Genomic DNA, 15,733 nt, shown 5'->3' with positions numbered 1-15,733 from the left:
CCGCTCATAACGGCGGCCGTGAATTTGCACGCGAGTCCTGAGGAGGACCCACAGTGGCCAAGGCCAAGTTCGAGCGGACAAAGCCGCACGTAAACATCGGAACGATCGGTCACGTTGACCACGGAAAGACCACGCTGACTGCAGCGATCTCCAAGGTTCTTGCCGATAAGTTCCCGTCCAAGATCAACGTCAAGCGCGACTTCGCGTCGATTGACTCGGCTCCGGAAGAACGCCAGCGCGGCATCACGATCAACATTTCGCATGTTGAGTACGAGACCGACAAGCGTCACTACGCGCACGTCGATGCTCCGGGCCACGCTGACTACATCAAGAACATGATCACCGGTGCTGCTCAGATGGACGGCGCAATCCTCGTGGTTGCCGCTACTGACGGCCCGATGGCTCAGACCCGTGAGCACGTTCTTCTCGCCAAGCAGGTCGGCGTTCCGACCCTGCTCGTCGCGCTGAACAAGGCCGACATGGTTGATGACGAAGAGATCATGGAGCTCGTTGAGCTCGAAGTTCGCGAGTTGCTGTCCAGCCAGGGCTTCGATGGCGACAACGCCCCCGTCATTCCGGTTTCCGCACTCAAGGCGCTCGAGGGCGACGAGAAGTGGACCGCCAACATCCTGACTCTCATGCAGGCCGTTGACGACTTCATTCCCGACCCGGTCCGCGACAAGGACAAGCCGTTCTTGATGCCGATCGAGGACGTCTTCACGATCACCGGTCGTGGCACCGTTGTTACGGGCCGCGCCGAGCGTGGAACCCTCAAGATCAACTCCGAGATCGAGATCGTCGGCATCCGCCCGACGCAGAAGACCACGGTTACCGGTATTGAGATGTTCCACAAGCAGCTCGACGAGGCTTGGGCCGGCGAGAACTGTGGACTTCTTCTTCGTGGCACCAAGCGCGAAGACGTTGAGCGCGGCCAGGTCGTCGTCAAGCCGGGTTCGGTCACGCCGCACACCGACTTCGAGGGCACCGCGTACATCCTCAGCAAGAACGAGGGCGGCCGTCACAACCCGTTCTACGCGAACTACCGCCCGCAGTTCTATTTCCGCACCACGGACGTCACCGGCGTCATCACGCTGCCCGAGGGCACCGAGATGGTCATGCCTGGCGACACCACCGACCTGACCGTCGCGCTGATTCAGCCGATCGCCATGGAAGAGGGCCTCGGCTTCGCTATCCGTGAAGGTGGCCGTACCGTCGGCGCCGGCACGGTGACCAAGATCATCAAGTAGCCTTCTTCTACTTCGATCTTTGAAAGAAGGGTCGGGCCTGTGGGCCCGGCCCTTTTTCTGTGCCCAGCGCCAGTTCTGTCTGTCCCGCGCCGGTTTGGCCTCTCGCTCTATTTCAAGCGGATATCGGTGCGCGCCGACCCGGGGCAGGATTCGCAATATCCGGTTATGGTCTGCGCATGCAGATATCGAAACTGGAAATGCGCATCCTGATCGTGCTTGCGGTCGTTGTGGTCGGCATCCTCGCCGGGGTGATCCTGCCACGCCTGGTTGGGCCCGCTCCCGCTGCTCACACCACAGCCACCCGGGTGACGCCGACCCCGACTCCGACCGCAATTGCGACACCAACGCCCGCAGCGGCTACCGAGGCGCAGATTCTTGACAACATCGTCGGCAGCACGGTGAGCGTCTACAGCGTGCTGGTCTGCGACAGCCTGAAGAAATACGCCAGCCTGTCGATTTCGGAGATCATCACCAAGGTGCTCGCCGAATATCCCACGACCGGGCTGTCCGAGCAATCGCGCCTGGTCATGGCCCAACGCGTGTTGACCGAATCCACCGCCAAAAGCTGCCCCGACCAGAGCTCCCGAGTGGCCGCCGGCATCACCCAGGGCTAGACGCGGCGAGACCGGGGGAGCCGTTGAAGCTGACTCCTACGGCCGGCCCGCAGCATCCGCTTTCTGGGCACTGTGGCTGAATGTCCCAGCCCGGTTCCAAGTCCAGTTTCGACGCCATGCCCGGCTCTGGCTCTGGCTCTGGTCTTGACCCCGGCGACGCACTCATTCTCTCGTCCGACCTCACCGCTGCGCTCGGCGAAGACTTTCGACTGCGACGCGAATCGACTCGCGGTCGACTGCTGCGGGTGAGCCACGGACTCTACTATCCCAGCGCCCGTTGGAACCTGCCGCGCGAAGACCAGCGATACCCGGTCCGGGTGCGCGGCGCCGCCCGCACCCGCCGCCCGCACCCGCCGCCCGCGACCTGAAATCCGCCGTGGCGCTGGTAACACTCGACGGATGCTGCCCTTTCGCGGCTCGCGTCGCGCGGGACCTGCGCCGCTACGCCCCAGTTGCGCCTCCCGCGCATTGGCGCAACCCCCGCGTAGCGTGAAACGGATGCGGGCAGGGGCCCGCTGGCATCACCCAGGGTTGGCCCCGGGGACGCCCCGTCGCTGGCCGCTGTGGCCAGCCGGCCGCAGGCATCCGTCGAACAAGGCACCGACACGCCGCACGCGACACGCCCGGGTTGCACGAAGTGGCAACTGTGTGGCAGACTCTTCTAGTTCAACACTTTCGGTGTGCGTCACGCGCATGCTCGGAATCACTGCCAGGCAGTGCATAGTCGCGTCTAACGCTTCGGAAGAAGCCGGATTGCAGGCTAGGCCGCAGGGAGCAGAGCGCAGCGTAAACCAACGATCTGGTCGGCGTGGGTAAAACCGTGTCGTCCCCCAGGTTCTGCTCTGGGAGTCGACGTTGACGATGAGCGTCGTTTATTCGTCGTGAATCGAAATTGACATATGAACAGTGGTGCGACAGCAGCAGTGCTACTACGGCGTCCAATGCAACCTCGGCAATTCGTGCCGTTGTCTGTACGACGCCTCGACAGAGAGAGAGTTCGACATGGCGGGACAGAAGATCCGCATTCGACTTAAGTCGTATGACCACGAGGTCATCGACATTTCGGCGCGCAAGATCGTCGACACAGTGACCCGTGCGGGCGCTACGGTCGTCGGCCCGGTGCCGCTTCCGACCGAGAAGAACGTGGTGTGTGTCATCCGTTCTCCTCACAAGTACAAGGACAGCCGGGAGCACTTTGAAATGCGCACCCACAAGCGTCTGATCGACATCATTGACCCGACCCCGAAGGCAGTTGACTCGCTCATGCGCCTCGACCTTCCGGCCGACGTCAACATCGAGATCAAGCTCTAGGGCCCGCGATGTCTTACTCCGATACCAAGACCACCAAGGGTCTCCTCGGCAAGAAGCTCGGCATGACCCAGGTGTGGGACGTGAACAACAAGCTTGTTCCCGTTACCGTCATCGAGATCGCGCCGAACGTTGTCACGCAGATTCGTACCAAGGCCGTCGACGGCTACAACGGCGTTCAGATCGCCGCTGGCCCCATCGACCCACGCAAGGTTAGCAAGCCCCTTGCCGGTCACTTCGACAAGGCCGGCGTCACGCCGCGTCGCCACATCACCGAGCTCCGCACCGCGGACGCCGCTGACTACAACCTGGGCCAGGAGCTCACCGTTGACGGTGTCTTCGCTGCCGGCACCAAGGTCGATGTCATGGGCACCAGCAAGGGTAAGGGTTTCGCCGGTGTTATGAAGCGTCACAACTTCAAGGGTGTCTCCTCCTCTCACGGTTCGCACCGTAACCACCGCAAGCCCGGTTCCATCGGTGCTTCCTCGACCCCGAGCCGTGTCTTCAAGGGCATGCGCATGGCCGGTCGTATGGGTGGCGAGCGCGTAACCGTGCTGAACCTCAAGGTGCACGCTATTGACGCCGACAAGGGCCTCATGCTCGTCAAGGGTGCCGTTCCCGGTGCTCGTGGCCGCCTCGTATTCGTTCGCAACGCAGTGAAGGGAGCCTAGTCACTATGGCTACAGCACTCGACATCATTGACGCCAAGGGCAAGAAGGCAGGCTCTGCCGAGCTTCCCGACGAGCTCTTCGACGTTCCCGCCAATATTCCTCTCATCCACCAGGTCGTCGTCGCGCAGCTTGCTGCCGCACGCCAGGGAACGAGCAAGGTCAAGCGCCGTGGAGAAGTTTCCGGTGCCGGCCGCAAGCCGTTCAAGCAGAAAGGAACTGGTCGCGCTCGTCAGGGCTCGATCCGCGCTCCTCAGATGACCGGTGGTGGAATCGTCCACGGACCGACCCCGCGCAGCTACGACCAGCGCACCCCGAAAAAGATGATCGCTGCAGCCCTCAAGGGTGCACTGAGCGACCGCGCCCGCGGTGGCCGCCTGCACATCGTCGAGGCACTGTTCACGGCTGAGACGCCCAACACCAAGGTTGCCCTGGAGCTGCTCACGCAGATCGCCACGAGCAAGCACGTGCTGGTTGTTCTCGAGCGGACCGACGAGACCACGTTGCGCAGCATTCGCAACATCCCGACGGTACACATCCTCTCGTGGGATCAGCTCAACGCCTACGACGTGCTCGTCAGCGATGACATTGTCTTCACCACCGGCGCGTTCAACGCGTTCGTGGAGAGCAAGACCAAGAAGGAAGAGGTGGCCGCATAATGACTATCGCGACCAACAAGGACCCCCGCGACATCATCATCTCTCCGGTTGTCTCTGAAAAGAGCTACGGGCTGATTGACGAGGGTAAGTACACCTTCATCGTGGACCCCCGCTCGAACAAGACGGAGATCAAGCTCGCGATCGAAAAGATCTTCAAGGTACAGGTCGCTTCGATCAACACCCTGAACCGCGTGGGCAAGACTCGCCGCACCAAGTTCGGCATGGGCAAGCGCAAGGACACCAAGCGTGCCATTGTCACGCTCAAGTCTGGCTCCATCGACATCTTCACGGCCGTCGGCTAAGCGACAGGCAGAGGGATAACTAATGGCTATTCGTAAGTACAAGCCCACGACCCCGGGTCGACGCGGTTCATCCGTTGCCGACTTCGCGGAAATCACGCGTTCCACCCCGGAGAAGTCGCTTCTGCGTCCGCTCCACAAGACCGGTGGACGTAACAACCAGGGCCGCATCACGACCCGTCACATCGGTGGTGGCCACAAGCGCCAGTACCGTGTGATCGACTTCAAGCGCAACGACAAGGACGGCGTCAACGCCCGCGTCGCTGAAATTGAATACGACCCGAACCGCACGGCGCGCATCGCACTCCTGCACTTCATTGACGGCACGAAGCGTTACATCATCGCGCCGAACAAGCTGGCACAGGGCGACGTCATCGAGTCGGGCGCCGGGGCTGACATCAAGCCCGGCAACAACCTGCCGTTGAAGAACATCCCCACCGGTACCATCATTCACGCGATTGAGCTGCGTCCGGGTGGTGGCGCCAAGATGGCCCGCTCCGCCGGTTCGTCGGTTCGTCTCGTCGCGAAGGAGGGCGTCTACGCCCAGCTTCGTCTGCCGTCCGGTGAAATCCGCAACGTGGATGCTCGCTGCCGCGCGACGATCGGCGAGGTCGGCAACGCCGAGCAGTCGAACATCAACTGGGGCAAGGCCGGACGTATGCGCTGGAAAGGCGTTCGCCCGACCGTTCGTGGTGTCGCCATGAACCCGGTCGATCACCCGCACGGTGGTGGTGAGGGTAAGACGTCCGGTGGACGTCACCCCGTCAGCCCCTGGGGCCAGAAGGAAGGGCGCACCCGCCACCCGAATAAGGAAAGCGACAAGCTCATTGTTCGTCGCCGCACCGTCGGCAAGAAGCGTAAGTAGGAGTAGACGATGCCAAGAAGTCTTAAGAAAGGCCCTTTCGTTGACGACCACCTGCTTCGCAAGGTGTTCACGGCGAACGAAGCCAAGAGCAAGAACGTAATCAAGACCTGGTCGCGCCGCTCGATGATCATCCCCGACATGCTCGGACACACCATCGCAGTGCACGACGGACGCAAGCACATCCCGGTGTTCGTCACCGAGAGCATGGTCGGGCACAAGCTCGGCGAGTTTGCGCCCACCCGAACCTTCCGTGGACACGTGAAGGACGACAAGAAGGGCCGTCGCCGCTAGCGCGGGGACGTGAAGGAGGAGAAGAAATGGTGGAGTCGATCGCACGCGTGCGTCACATCCGCGTTACCCCCCAGAAGGCTCGTCGCGTTGTCAACATGATCCGCGGCAAGCAGGCGCACGAAGCGCTGGGAATTCTGAAGTTCGCACCCCAGGGCGCGAGCGATCCGGTATACAAGTTGGTGGCCTCGGCCATCGCGAACGCCCGGGTCAAGGCAGATGCAGCCAACACGTATCTGGACGAGCAGGACCTGTTCATCAGCCGGGCATTCGTTGACGAGGGCACGACCCTCAAGCGTTTCCAGGCTCGTGCCCAGGGTCGCGCATTCGAAATCAAGAAGCGCACCAGCCACATCACGGTTGTGCTCACCACTCCTGAGGAGGGTACGAAGTAATGGGTCAGAAAGTAAATCCCTATGGCTTCCGTCTGGGAATCACCACCGATCACGTATCGCGTTGGTTCTCGGACTCGACCAAGCCGGGTCAGCGTTACGCTGACTTTGTTGCAGAAGACGTCAAGATCCGTCGCCTGCTGAGCACCAGCCTTGACCGTGCCGGCGTCAGCCGCATCGAGATCGAGCGCACTCGTGACCGTGTTCGCGTCGACATTCACACCGCCCGTCCGGGCATTGTGATTGGTCGCCGCGGCGCGGAGGCCGAGCGCATCCGCTCTGACCTTGAGAAGCTCACCGCCAAGCAGATTCAGCTGAACATCCTCGAGGTCAAGAACCCCGAGCAGGATGCCCAGCTGGTCGCGCAGGGTATTGCTGAGCAGCTCTCTGCACGCGTGGCGTTCCGCCGTGCGATGCGTAAGGGCCTGCAGGGTGCACAGCGCGCCGGCGCCAAGGGTGTGCGCATCCAGGTGTCCGGTCGTCTGGGTGGCGCCGAGATGAGCCGCAGCGAGTTCTACCGCGAAGGCCGTGTGCCGTTGCACACGCTGCGCGCGAACATCGACTACGGCTTCTACGAAGCCAAGACCACCTTCGGCCGCATCGGCGTGAAGGTCTGGATCTACAAGGGCGACATCACCAACAAGGAACTCGCTCGCGAGCAGGCCAACGCTAAGTCGTCCCGCCCCGAGCGTCGTGACGATCGACCGCGCCGTGCACCTCGTGCAGATGCTCCGGCAGCGGCACCGGTCGCAGCAGGAGTTGAGGCTAAATAATGTTGATTCCACGTAGAGTCAAGCACCGCAAGCAGCACCACCCGGGTCGCACCGGCCACGCTACCGGTGGCACCACGGTGTCCTTCGGTGAGTACGGCATTCAGGCGCTGACCCCCGCATATGTGACCAACCGTCAGATCGAGTCCGCTCGTATCGCCATGACGCGTCACATCAAGCGTGGCGGGAAGGTGTGGATTAACATCTACCCCGACCGTCCGCTGACCAAGAAGCCGGCCGAAACCCGCATGGGTTCCGGTAAGGGTTCGGTCGAGTGGTGGGTGGCCAACGTCAAGCCGGGCCGCGTTCTGTTCGAGCTCAGCGGTGTCACTGACGCTGTTGCGAAAGAGGCGCTGACCCGCGCAATTCACAAGCTGCCCCTCAAGGCACGCATCATCAAGCGCGAGGAGGGCGACGCATAATGGCGATCGGAACCAAGGAGCTCGCCCCAGTCGAGCTCGATACTTTTGACAATGAGAAGCTGTTCGACGAGCTGAAGAAGGCCAAGGAAGAGCTGTTCAACCTTCGCTTCCAGTCGGCCACCGGTCAGCTCGAGAGCCATGGCCGCCTCCGCGCGGTCAAGCGCGACATCGCTCGCATCTACACGGTTCTCCGTGAGCGCGAGCTGGGCATTCGTGCCACACCGGTCGCAGCCCCGGCTCCGGCCAAGGCTGAAAAGGCTGAAAAAAAGACCAAGAAGGCCAAGGCCAAAGCGGAGTCCACGGACGACGCTGCAGCTGAGACCGTCGAGACGAAGGAGGCCTAGTCATGGCGAAGACTGACGAAACGGTCGTCGCAGGCGAAGCCACCGAGCTCGTACGCGGCTACCGCAAGACGCTGCGTGGTTACGTGACCAGCGACAAGATGAACAAAACCATCATTGTCGTGGTCGAAGACCGCGTGAAGCACCCGTTGTACGGCAAGGTCATCCGCCGTACATCCAAGCTGAAGGCGCACGACGAGGCGAACGCCGCCGGCATCGGCGACCTGGTCCTGATCAGTGAGACCCGTCCGCTCAGCGCTTCCAAGCGCTGGCGCCTGGTCGAGATTCTTGAGAAGGCCAAGTAAGCCTCGCGCTTACTTGACGTAAAGGAGTTATAAAGTGCTTCAGCAAGAATCACGAGTCAAGGTTGCCGACAACACCGGTGCCAAGGAACTCTTGACCATCCGCGTTCTCGGTGGCTCCGGCCGTCGTTACGCAGGTCTGGGCGACGTCATCGTTGCCACGGTCAAGGATGCAATCCCGGGCGGCAACGTCAAGAAGGGTGACATCGTCAAAGCTGTCATCGTTCGCACCAAGAAGGAGACCCGTCGTGCAGACGGCTCCTACATCAAGTTCGATGAGAACGCTGCAGTGATCTTGAAGGCAGACGGTGACCCCCGCGGCACCCGAATCTTCGGACCGGTCGGTCGCGAACTTCGCGACAAGAAGTTCATGAAGATCATCTCGCTGGCACCGGAGGTTATTTAATCATGGCCAGAATCAAAAAGGGTGACCTCGTTCAGGTCATCAGCGGCCGCAGCCAGGCTCGCGGCGGAGACCGTGGCAAGCAGGGCAAGATCATCTCTGTGGACGCCGCGAAGAACCGCGTGCTCGTTGAGGGCATCAACTTCGTGACCAAGCATGTTCGCGTCGGCCAGACCCAGCGCGGCACCAAGACGGGCGGCATCGAGACGTTCGAAGCCCCCATCCATGTGTCCAACGTTGCAATCGTCGACCCGGAGTCCAAGAAGCCGACCCGCGTCGGCTTCCGCCAGGAAGAGGTAACGAAAGACGGCGTCACCAAGACGGTTCGCATTCGTTACGCCAAGAAGTCAGGGAAGGACCTCTAATGACTGACACCGTTACGGGCGAATCGCCCGTCAAGGCCCTGCCGCGCCTGAAGCAGAAGTACCGCGATGAGATCAGTGCCAAGCTCTCCAAGGAACTCGGCTTCACCAACGTGCACCGCATCCCCACCCTGACGAAGATTGTCGTCAATATGGGTGTCGGAGAAGCAGCACGCGACGGCAAGGTGATGGACGGTGCGGTTTCTGACCTCACCAAGATCACCGGCCAGAAGCCGCAGGTCACCAAGGCCCGCAAGTCCATCGCGCAGTTCAAACTGCGTGAGGGACAGCCCATCGGCGCCCACGTCACTCTTCGTGGCGACCGCATGTGGGAGTTCCTGGACCGGCTGCTCAGCCTGGCTCTTCCTCGTATCCGTGACTTCCGCGGCCTCTCGGACAAGCAGTTCGACGGTGCGGGCAACTACACCTTCGGTCTCACCGAGCAGGTCATGTTCCACGAGATCGACCAGGACCGCATTGACCGCGTTCGCGGTATGGACATCACGGTTGTTACGACCGCGAAGTCCAACGACGAGGGTCGCGCGCTGCTCAAGGCGCTCGGCTTTCCGTTCAAGTCGGACGACGCCAAGTAGCAGTTCCTCACCACGAAGGAACACTTTCAACTAGAGTGGGAGGCTTGCGCTCTGCAGGCTCCCACTCCGGCTGGCCCCGACCTTCGGGCGCACACAGATTTTCACCCCGGAAGCCAATCAACCGATTGGTCTCCTCACCACCACAGGTCGTCATTCGCGTAACGAATGGGCGAAACCAGGCGAGAAAGGCACCACAAAATGACAATGACAGATCCGGTCGCAGACATGCTGACCAGACTGCGCAACGCGAACTCGGCGTACCACGACACAGTGTCGATGCCGCATAGCAAATTGAAAGCGCACATCGCTGACATCCTCAAGGCTCAGGGTTACATCTCTGCCTGGACCGTCAAAGATGCAACAGTGGGCAAGACACTCACTCTGGATCTCAAGTTCGGTCCGAACCGCGAGCGTTCCATCGTCGGCATCAAGCGGGTTTCCAAGCCCGGCCTCCGCGTGTACGCGAAGTCCACGGAGATCCCCACGGTTCTCGGCGGCCTCGGCGTTGCCATCCTGTCCACCTCCAGCGGTCTGCTCACCGACCGCCAGGCTGAGAAGAAGGGCGTAGGCGGAGAAGTTCTCGCCTACGTGTGGTAACTGAGAATGTCACGTATTGGAAGACTCCCCATCCCGATCCCCGCTGGGGTCACGGTTGTGGCTGACGGCCAGGCCGTCTCCGTCAAGGGCCCGAAGGGCGAGCTCGCACTCGTCGTTTCCAACCCCATCGCGGTCTCGATCGAGGACGGTCACGTTCTCGTCACCCGTCCGAACGACGAGCGCCAGTCGCGTTCGCTGCACGGTCTGACCCGCACCCTGATCAACAACCAGATCATCGGCGTAACCGTTGGTTACTCCAAGGGTCTCGAAATTGTCGGTACCGGTTACCGCGCGGCGCAGAAGGGCACCTCAGTTGAGTTCGCCCTCGGCTTCTCGCACCCGGTTGTCGTCGAGCCGCCCGTTGGCATCGTTTTGACCGTTGAGAGCGTCAACAAGCTCACGGTCAGCGGAATCGACAAGCAGGCCGTCGGCGAGGTTGCCGCCAACATCCGTAAGATTCGCAAGCCAGAGCCCTACAAGGGCAAGGGTGTGCGTTACGCCGGCGAGATTGTTCGCCGCAAGGCCGGAAAGAGCGGTAAGTAACCATGGGACTCGGAACTAGAGGCAAGAGCAAGGCCGCAGCCCGCGGACGTCGACACACACGTCTTCGCAAGAAGATCGAGGGAACGGCGCTTCGCCCACGCCTCGTCGTCACGCGCTCAGCTCGCCACGTATTCGTGCAGGTCGTCGACGACAGCAAGGGTTTCACCCTTGCGTCGGCATCCACGCTCGAAACGGACTTGCGCACCTTCGATGGTGACAAGACCGCCAAGGCCCGCAAGGTCGGTGAGCTTGTTGCTGAGCGTGCGAAAGCTGCCGGCATCGAAGCCGTTGTATTTGACCGCGGTGGCAGTAAGTACGCAGGACGCGTCGCAGCCATCGCCGAGGGAGCTCGAGAGGGTGGATTGAACCTGTGAGCACTGAAAAGATCCAAACCACAGCACCTGTTGCTGCCGTTGCCGAGGCGCCGGTTGAAACCGCTGCCTCCACGACCCCACCGCAGAACGAGCCTCGCGAGGCTCGTCGTGGTGGCCGTGAGCGCAACCCGAACAAGGACCGCGGAAGCCGCGATGCCGACAAGAGCCAGTTTCTGGAGCGCGTCGTCACCATCAACCGCGTGTCGAAGGTCGTCAAGGGTGGTCGTCGCTTCAGCTTCACCGCTCTCGTCGTCGTCGGCGACGGTAACGGCCTGGTCGGCGTTGGATACGGTAAGGCCCGCGAGGTCCCGACCGCTATCTCCAAGGGCGTTGAAGAAGCGAAGAAGAATTTCTTCCGCGTTCCTCGCGTCGGCCTGACCATCCCGCACCCCGTGCAGGGTGAGGCCGCAGCCGGCGTCGTTCTGCTTCGTCCGGCAGCAGCAGGTACCGGCGTTATTGCCGGTGGCCCGGTGCGCGCCGTACTCGAATGCGCTGGCATCCACGACGTTCTGAGCAAGTCTCTCGGTTCGTCGAACACCATCAACATCGTGCACGCCACGGTCGAGGCGCTGCACCAGCTCGAAGAGCCGCGTGCGGTTGCGGCTCGCCGCGGCCTGGCCTATGAAGACGTGGCTCCGGCTCGTTTTCTGCGTGCCGACGCTGCTGCAGCTGCAGCAGCCGCAACCGCGAAGGCAGGTGCCTGATGGCCCAGCTGAAGATCACACAGATCAAGTCCAAAATTAGTGAGAAGCAGAACCAGCGCGACACTCTTCGCAGCTTGGGTCTGCGACGCATTGGCGCCGTCACGATCCGCGAGGACAACTCGCAGAACCGTGGCTACGTCAACACCGTCGCTCACCTCGTAAAGGTCGAGGAGATTGACTAATGGCTGACGAGAAGGACGCTACCCAGGTAGCCGACAAGCCCGCCACGAAGAAGGCTGCCGCCCCCAAGAAGGCCGCAGCACCCAAGAAGGCCGCTGCCCCCAAAAAGGTCGCTGTTGCAGCTGAGCCGACTGAGCCCCGCGAGCACGTGCTGAAGGTACACCACCTTCGCCCGGCTCCCGGCGCTAAGAAGGCCCGCCAGCGCGTCGGCCGTGGTGAAGGATCCAAGGGTAAGACCGCGGGTCGAGGAACCAAGGGCACGAAGGCGCGCTACAGCGTACGCGTCGGCTTCGAGGGTGGGCAGATGCCTCTGCACATGCGCACCCCGAAACTGCGTGGATTCAAGAACCCGTTCCGCGTTGAGTACCAGGTCGTCAATCTGGAAAAGCTCGAACTGCTCTACCCGAACGGCGGCGATGTCACTATTGTCGACCTGATCGCCAAGGGTGCTGTTCGTGACAACGAAAAAGTCAAGGTTCTCGGAACCGGTGAGATTACCGTTAAGCTGAACGTGACGGTCGACAAGGTCTCTGCTTCAGCCGAGCAGAAAATTGTCGCCGCGGGTGGATCTGTAAAGTAAGTCCGTAGACGCTCAATCGAGCTTGTCGAATCCGTCAATCGAGTAAATCGTTTGGTGTGATTCGACAAGCTCGATCGCTTTAAGTCGATCTGTGCAGATCGATCTGCGTAAAAATCTGGAGGCCTTTTTGTTCAGCGCCATTGCGCGGATCTTCCGCACACCCGACCTTCGCAAGAAGATCGGCTTCACTCTGGGCATCATTGCTCTGTTCCGGTTGGGCTCGTTCATTCCGGCCCCGTTCGTGGACTTCGGCAACGTGCAGCTGTGTCTTGCAGCCAACCAGGGCACGAGCGGCCTCTACGAGCTCGTCAACCTCTTCAGCGGTGGCGCTCTGCTCCAGCTGAGCGTATTTGCGCTTGGCATCATGCCGTACATCACGGCCTCGATCATCGTGCAGTTGCTGCGCGTGGTCATCCCTCACTTCGACACCCTCTACAAAGAGGGTGCCTCCGGTCAGAGCACTCTGACCCAGTACACGCGGTACCTCACCATCGCCCTCGGTATTCTGCAGTCGACCACCCTGATTACGGTGGCTCGCAGCGGCGCCCTGTTCGGCACTTCCGCCAGTACCGAGTGCACGCAGCTGATCACCAATGACGCCTGGTACGCCATCATGCTCATGGTCATCACGATGACCGCCGGCACCGGCGTCATCATGTGGATGGGTGAGCTCGTCACCGAGCGCGGCGTCGGCAACGGCATGTCGCTCATGATCTTCGTCTCGATCGCCGCCCTGTTCCCGGGATCGCTGACCGCGATCGGCCAGCAGCAGGGTTTCGACACCCTCATCATCGTTCTTATCGTTGGAATTCTGGTGGTCGCCGGCGTGGTCTTCGTCGAGCAATCGCAACGCCGAATACCGGTGCAGTATGCCAAGCGAATGGTCGGGCGACGCACCTACGGCGGCAACAACACCTACATTCCGATCAAGGTCAACATGGCCGGCGTGATCCCCGTAATTTTCGCCTCCTCGCTGCTCTACCTGCCGGCCCTGCTGGCGCAGTTCAACCAGCCGGCTGCCGGCAAGGAGGCCCCGGCCTGGGTGGTCTGGATCTCGCAGAACCTCACCGGTGGCGACCAGCCGCTGTACATGGCCATGTACTTTCTGCTGATCATCGGCTTCACCTACTTCTACGTGGCCATCACGTTCAACCCCGAAGAAGTCGCCGACAACATGAAGAAGTACGGCGGGTTCATTCCCGGTATTCGCGCCGGCCGCCCGACCGCCGAGTACCTCGACTTCGTACTGACCCGTATCACCCTCCCGGGCTCGATCTACCTGGGCCTGATCGCGCTGATCCCACTCATCGCCTTCTCGATCATCGGTGCCGACCAGAACTTCCCGTTCGGCGGCGCGAGCATTCTCATCGTCGTCGGTGTGGGGCTCGAGACGGTCAAGCAGATCGACTCGCAACTGCAGCAGCGACACTATGAGGGGCTTCTTAAATGACGCGCTTACTTCTGATCGGCCCGCCCGGCGCGGGCAAGGGCACGCAGGCCGAGCGTCTGGCGCTCGCCTTCGATGTTCCCGCCATCTCGACCGGCGACATCTTTCGCCACAACGTGACCAGCAACACCCCACTGGGGCTTGAGGTCAAGTCGTTCATGGATGCCGGCGCCTATGTACCGGATTCCCTCACCAACGCGATCGTCGCCGACAGGTTGAAAGAAGCGGATGCCGCGAATGGCTTTCTGCTCGACGGTTACCCGCGCACGACCGATCAGGTCGCTGAACTCGACCGCCTTCTGGTCGCCGAGGGAACCCAGCTCGACGTCGTGGTGCTAATCACCGCCGATACCGACGAAGTCGTCGATCGGCTCTTGAAGCGTGCCGCCGAGCAGGGCCGCGCGGACGACACGGTCGACGTCATCCGTCACCGCCTCGACGTCTACGCCGAGCAGACCGCGCCGCTCATCGACGTGTACAGCGCCCGTGGCGTCGTGGTCACGATCGACGGCCTCGGTGCCGTCGAAGTCGTCACCGACCGCATCCTCGCCGCGCTGGCCGAACGCGGCCTGCGCGCCACTACCACCGCGCTCTGAACCGCACGCGCTGAACCGGTCACGCATTCCGGTCACAGTCTGCCGTACACGACCGATGGGCCGGGCCTCAAGGCGCGGCCCATCGGTCGTGTGTGTTCCACCCGCACAGCCATACACATAAAAATATCGCTCCCCTTTTCGGAGCTAGTTTGTAGGAAATCAGTGAGTCTTCGACGTTCCATCTACAAGAACCCGGCCCAGCTGCGCCTCATGGTCGCACCCGGTCTGGCCACCGCGGCATCGCTTGCGGCCGCTCGCGCGGCCATGGTCATCGGCGCCACCACCCTTGACCTTGACGCCGCGGCCGAAGCGGCCATTGTCGCGCTCGGCGGCAAGCCCAACTTCAAGCTCGAAGAGGGCTACCACCACACCGTGTGCGCGTCGGTGAACGATGACGTCGTGCACGGCATCCCCTCCGGTCGTCGCCTCGGCGCCGGCGACATTGTCTCGATCGACAGCGGCGCGATCATCGAAGGCTGGAACGGCGACGCCGCGTTCAGCTTCGTGATGCCCGACGCCTCAAGGCCCGAGCTCGTGGCCGAGCGCCAGAAGCTGTCCGACGTGACCGAGCAGTCGCTTTGGCACGGCATCTCCCGTCTGCACACCGCGCGGCACCTCAACGAGGTCGGCGAAGCCATCGAAGACTACGTGGAATCGCAGGGCACCTACGGGATTCTCACCGACTACGTCGGCCACGGTATCGGGCGCTCGATGCACGAAGCCCCTCCGGTCTTCAATTACCGCGTGCGCCAAAAAGGCCCCGATGTGAAGCCGGGCCTGGTCGTCGCCATCGAGCCGATGGTCGTGCTGGGATCGATCGACACCTACACCCGCGAGGATGACTGGACCGTCGCCACGAGCGACGGTAAGGCCGCGGCACACTGGGAACACAGCATCGCCGTGCACAAGGAGGGCATCTGGGTGCTCACCGCCGAAGATGGCGGAGCCGCCGGCCTCGCCCAGTTCGGCATCGTTCCCGTCCCTATCCCGTAGGCCGCCTGTCGTTGGTTGAAATCTCGCCACGCTCGACCAGCGGAAACACACTCGACCAGCGGCAGTGATTATAGGACTGAATTGCCAAAAGGCAATCTCATACCATAAGATTGACCTTTGGTGTCTGGTGTCGTCTTGTGTGGCGTGTCCGGCATCAATCCCGCATGACCAGCAATCAATACAGAG

The 15,733-nt window shown here is 61.8% G+C and carries 26 protein-coding genes; all 26 read left to right on the top strand.

Going from position 1 to position 15,733, the window contains the following annotated elements:
* The first annotated feature begins 53 nt into the window (after positions 1 to 53).
* A complete protein-coding gene (tuf, locus tag IWX77_RS05215; protein WP_196843452.1) occupies positions 54 to 1,247 on the top strand; it encodes an elongation factor Tu in 1,194 nt (397 codons plus the stop codon).
* A 176-nt stretch (positions 1,248 to 1,423) separates the two neighbouring features.
* Positions 1,424 to 1,861, top strand: coding sequence for a hypothetical protein (locus IWX77_RS05210; protein WP_196843451.1), 438 nt, complete (start codon positions 1,424 to 1,426; stop codon positions 1,859 to 1,861).
* 80 nt (positions 1,862 to 1,941) lie between these two features.
* On the top strand, positions 1,942 to 2,229 hold the full coding sequence (locus IWX77_RS05205; RefSeq protein WP_196843450.1) for a hypothetical protein: 288 nt from the start codon (positions 1,942 to 1,944) through the stop codon (positions 2,227 to 2,229).
* 634 nt (positions 2,230 to 2,863) lie between these two features.
* Positions 2,864 to 3,172, top strand: coding sequence for a 30S ribosomal protein S10 (rpsJ, locus tag IWX77_RS05200; protein WP_035834607.1), 309 nt, complete (start codon positions 2,864 to 2,866; stop codon positions 3,170 to 3,172).
* A gap of 8 nt (positions 3,173 to 3,180) precedes the next feature.
* Complete coding sequence (gene rplC / locus IWX77_RS05195; protein WP_196843449.1) at positions 3,181 to 3,840, top strand: 50S ribosomal protein L3; 660 nt, start codon at positions 3,181 to 3,183, stop codon at positions 3,838 to 3,840.
* A 5-nt stretch (positions 3,841 to 3,845) separates the two neighbouring features.
* Positions 3,846 to 4,496: a 50S ribosomal protein L4 gene (gene rplD / locus IWX77_RS05190; RefSeq protein ID WP_092107231.1), complete on the top strand. Its 651-nt coding sequence runs from the start codon at positions 3,846 to 3,848 to the stop codon at positions 4,494 to 4,496.
* Positions 4,496 to 4,798, top strand: coding sequence for a 50S ribosomal protein L23 (gene rplW / locus IWX77_RS05185; RefSeq protein ID WP_092107233.1), 303 nt, complete (start codon positions 4,496 to 4,498; stop codon positions 4,796 to 4,798). The genes rplD and rplW overlap by 1 nt, the downstream gene beginning before the upstream one ends.
* A gap of 22 nt (positions 4,799 to 4,820) precedes the next feature.
* Positions 4,821 to 5,660: a 50S ribosomal protein L2 gene (rplB, locus tag IWX77_RS05180; protein WP_196843448.1), complete on the top strand. Its 840-nt coding sequence runs from the start codon at positions 4,821 to 4,823 to the stop codon at positions 5,658 to 5,660.
* Positions 5,661 to 5,669: 9 nt separating this feature from the next.
* Positions 5,670 to 5,951 carry a 30S ribosomal protein S19 gene (rpsS, locus tag IWX77_RS05175; RefSeq protein ID WP_104127852.1) on the top strand — a complete coding sequence of 94 codons (282 nt, stop codon included), beginning with the start codon at positions 5,670 to 5,672 and terminating at the stop codon, positions 5,949 to 5,951.
* 26 nt (positions 5,952 to 5,977) lie between these two features.
* Positions 5,978 to 6,343, top strand: coding sequence for a 50S ribosomal protein L22 (gene rplV / locus IWX77_RS05170; protein WP_035880249.1), 366 nt, complete (start codon positions 5,978 to 5,980; stop codon positions 6,341 to 6,343).
* A complete protein-coding gene (gene rpsC / locus IWX77_RS05165; RefSeq protein WP_092107240.1) occupies positions 6,343 to 7,113 on the top strand; it encodes a 30S ribosomal protein S3 in 771 nt (256 codons plus the stop codon). The genes rplV and rpsC overlap by 1 nt, the downstream gene beginning before the upstream one ends.
* A complete protein-coding gene (gene rplP / locus IWX77_RS05160) occupies positions 7,113 to 7,532 on the top strand; it encodes a 50S ribosomal protein L16 (protein ID WP_035880247.1) in 420 nt (139 codons plus the stop codon). Before rpsC ends, rplP begins: the two co-directional genes overlap by 1 nt.
* The gene (gene rpmC, locus IWX77_RS05155) at positions 7,532 to 7,876 is read left to right on the top strand and encodes a 50S ribosomal protein L29 (RefSeq protein ID WP_196843447.1); all 345 of its coding nucleotides are present in this window, start codon (positions 7,532 to 7,534) and stop codon (positions 7,874 to 7,876) included. The genes rplP and rpmC overlap by 1 nt, the downstream gene beginning before the upstream one ends.
* Before the next feature lie 2 nt (positions 7,877 to 7,878).
* Positions 7,879 to 8,178, top strand: coding sequence for a 30S ribosomal protein S17 (rpsQ, locus tag IWX77_RS05150; RefSeq protein ID WP_196843446.1), 300 nt, complete (start codon positions 7,879 to 7,881; stop codon positions 8,176 to 8,178).
* A gap of 34 nt (positions 8,179 to 8,212) precedes the next feature.
* Positions 8,213 to 8,581 carry a 50S ribosomal protein L14 gene (rplN, locus tag IWX77_RS05145; protein ID WP_196843445.1) on the top strand — a complete coding sequence of 123 codons (369 nt, stop codon included), beginning with the start codon at positions 8,213 to 8,215 and terminating at the stop codon, positions 8,579 to 8,581.
* Positions 8,582 to 8,583: 2 nt separating this feature from the next.
* On the top strand, positions 8,584 to 8,943 hold the full coding sequence (gene rplX / locus IWX77_RS05140; protein WP_196843444.1) for a 50S ribosomal protein L24: 360 nt from the start codon (positions 8,584 to 8,586) through the stop codon (positions 8,941 to 8,943).
* Positions 8,943 to 9,533 carry a 50S ribosomal protein L5 gene (rplE, locus tag IWX77_RS05135; protein ID WP_196843443.1) on the top strand — a complete coding sequence of 197 codons (591 nt, stop codon included), beginning with the start codon at positions 8,943 to 8,945 and terminating at the stop codon, positions 9,531 to 9,533. The genes rplX and rplE overlap by 1 nt, the downstream gene beginning before the upstream one ends.
* A 198-nt stretch (positions 9,534 to 9,731) precedes the next feature.
* Complete coding sequence (gene rpsH, locus IWX77_RS05130; protein WP_092107248.1) at positions 9,732 to 10,130, top strand: 30S ribosomal protein S8; 399 nt, start codon at positions 9,732 to 9,734, stop codon at positions 10,128 to 10,130.
* A gap of 6 nt (positions 10,131 to 10,136) precedes the next feature.
* Positions 10,137 to 10,673 (top strand): 50S ribosomal protein L6, encoded by a 537-nt coding sequence (gene rplF / locus IWX77_RS05125; RefSeq protein WP_196843442.1) that lies wholly within the window; start codon positions 10,137 to 10,139, stop codon positions 10,671 to 10,673.
* 2 nt (positions 10,674 to 10,675) lie between these two features.
* Positions 10,676 to 11,047, top strand: a complete 372-nt coding sequence (gene rplR / locus IWX77_RS05120) for a 50S ribosomal protein L18 (RefSeq protein ID WP_092107252.1) — start codon at positions 10,676 to 10,678, stop codon at positions 11,045 to 11,047.
* Complete coding sequence (gene rpsE, locus IWX77_RS05115; RefSeq protein ID WP_442784421.1) at positions 11,044 to 11,751, top strand: 30S ribosomal protein S5; 708 nt, start codon at positions 11,044 to 11,046, stop codon at positions 11,749 to 11,751. The genes rplR and rpsE overlap by 4 nt, the downstream gene beginning before the upstream one ends.
* Complete coding sequence (gene rpmD, locus IWX77_RS05110; RefSeq protein ID WP_066597599.1) at positions 11,751 to 11,933, top strand: 50S ribosomal protein L30; 183 nt, start codon at positions 11,751 to 11,753, stop codon at positions 11,931 to 11,933. Before rpsE ends, rpmD begins: the two co-directional genes overlap by 1 nt.
* Positions 11,933 to 12,511: a 50S ribosomal protein L15 gene (gene rplO / locus IWX77_RS05105; RefSeq protein WP_196843441.1), complete on the top strand. Its 579-nt coding sequence runs from the start codon at positions 11,933 to 11,935 to the stop codon at positions 12,509 to 12,511. Before rpmD ends, rplO begins: the two co-directional genes overlap by 1 nt.
* Positions 12,512 to 12,638: 127 nt before the next feature.
* Entirely contained in the window at positions 12,639 to 13,961 is a 1,323-nt protein-coding gene (secY, locus tag IWX77_RS05100) for a preprotein translocase subunit SecY (RefSeq protein WP_196843547.1), read from the top strand.
* The gene (locus IWX77_RS05095; RefSeq protein ID WP_196843440.1) at positions 13,958 to 14,554 is read left to right on the top strand and encodes an adenylate kinase; all 597 of its coding nucleotides are present in this window, start codon (positions 13,958 to 13,960) and stop codon (positions 14,552 to 14,554) included. The genes secY and IWX77_RS05095 overlap by 4 nt, the downstream gene beginning before the upstream one ends.
* A 162-nt stretch (positions 14,555 to 14,716) precedes the next feature.
* A complete protein-coding gene (gene map, locus IWX77_RS05090) occupies positions 14,717 to 15,547 on the top strand; it encodes a type I methionyl aminopeptidase (protein WP_327012068.1) in 831 nt (276 codons plus the stop codon).
* Positions 15,548 to 15,733: the final 186 nt, after the last annotated feature.

The sequence above is a fragment of the Cryobacterium sp. CAN_C2 genome (genome assembly GCF_015751745.1).
Lineage (GTDB): Bacteria > Actinomycetota > Actinomycetes > Actinomycetales > Microbacteriaceae > Cryobacterium.
This window is presented reverse-complemented; position numbering and strand designations above follow the sequence as displayed.

Coding starts and splice junctions, on each gene's coding strand:
- IWX77_RS05210 (WP_196843451.1), top strand. CDS start 1,424: ATGCAGATATCGAAACTGGAAATGCGCATCCTGATCGTGCTTGCGGTC.
- IWX77_RS05205 (WP_196843450.1), top strand. CDS start 1,942: ATGTCCCAGCCCGGTTCCAAGTCCAGTTTCGACGCCATGCCCGGCTCT.
- rpsJ (WP_035834607.1), top strand. CDS start 2,864: ATGGCGGGACAGAAGATCCGCATTCGACTTAAGTCGTATGACCACGAG.
- rplC (WP_196843449.1), top strand. CDS start 3,181: ATGTCTTACTCCGATACCAAGACCACCAAGGGTCTCCTCGGCAAGAAG.
- rplD (WP_092107231.1), top strand. CDS start 3,846: ATGGCTACAGCACTCGACATCATTGACGCCAAGGGCAAGAAGGCAGGC.
- rplW (WP_092107233.1), top strand. CDS start 4,496: ATGACTATCGCGACCAACAAGGACCCCCGCGACATCATCATCTCTCCG.
- rplB (WP_196843448.1), top strand. CDS start 4,821: ATGGCTATTCGTAAGTACAAGCCCACGACCCCGGGTCGACGCGGTTCA.
- rpsS (WP_104127852.1), top strand. CDS start 5,670: ATGCCAAGAAGTCTTAAGAAAGGCCCTTTCGTTGACGACCACCTGCTT.
- rplV (WP_035880249.1), top strand. CDS start 5,978: ATGGTGGAGTCGATCGCACGCGTGCGTCACATCCGCGTTACCCCCCAG.
- rpsC (WP_092107240.1), top strand. CDS start 6,343: ATGGGTCAGAAAGTAAATCCCTATGGCTTCCGTCTGGGAATCACCACC.
- rplP (WP_035880247.1), top strand. CDS start 7,113: ATGTTGATTCCACGTAGAGTCAAGCACCGCAAGCAGCACCACCCGGGT.
- rpmC (WP_196843447.1), top strand. CDS start 7,532: ATGGCGATCGGAACCAAGGAGCTCGCCCCAGTCGAGCTCGATACTTTT.
- rpsQ (WP_196843446.1), top strand. CDS start 7,879: ATGGCGAAGACTGACGAAACGGTCGTCGCAGGCGAAGCCACCGAGCTC.
- rplX (WP_196843444.1), top strand. CDS start 8,584: ATGGCCAGAATCAAAAAGGGTGACCTCGTTCAGGTCATCAGCGGCCGC.
- rplE (WP_196843443.1), top strand. CDS start 8,943: ATGACTGACACCGTTACGGGCGAATCGCCCGTCAAGGCCCTGCCGCGC.
- rpsH (WP_092107248.1), top strand. CDS start 9,732: ATGACAATGACAGATCCGGTCGCAGACATGCTGACCAGACTGCGCAAC.
- rplF (WP_196843442.1), top strand. CDS start 10,137: ATGTCACGTATTGGAAGACTCCCCATCCCGATCCCCGCTGGGGTCACG.
- rplR (WP_092107252.1), top strand. CDS start 10,676: ATGGGACTCGGAACTAGAGGCAAGAGCAAGGCCGCAGCCCGCGGACGT.
- rpmD (WP_066597599.1), top strand. CDS start 11,751: ATGGCCCAGCTGAAGATCACACAGATCAAGTCCAAAATTAGTGAGAAG.
- rplO (WP_196843441.1), top strand. CDS start 11,933: ATGGCTGACGAGAAGGACGCTACCCAGGTAGCCGACAAGCCCGCCACG.
- IWX77_RS05095 (WP_196843440.1), top strand. CDS start 13,958: ATGACGCGCTTACTTCTGATCGGCCCGCCCGGCGCGGGCAAGGGCACG.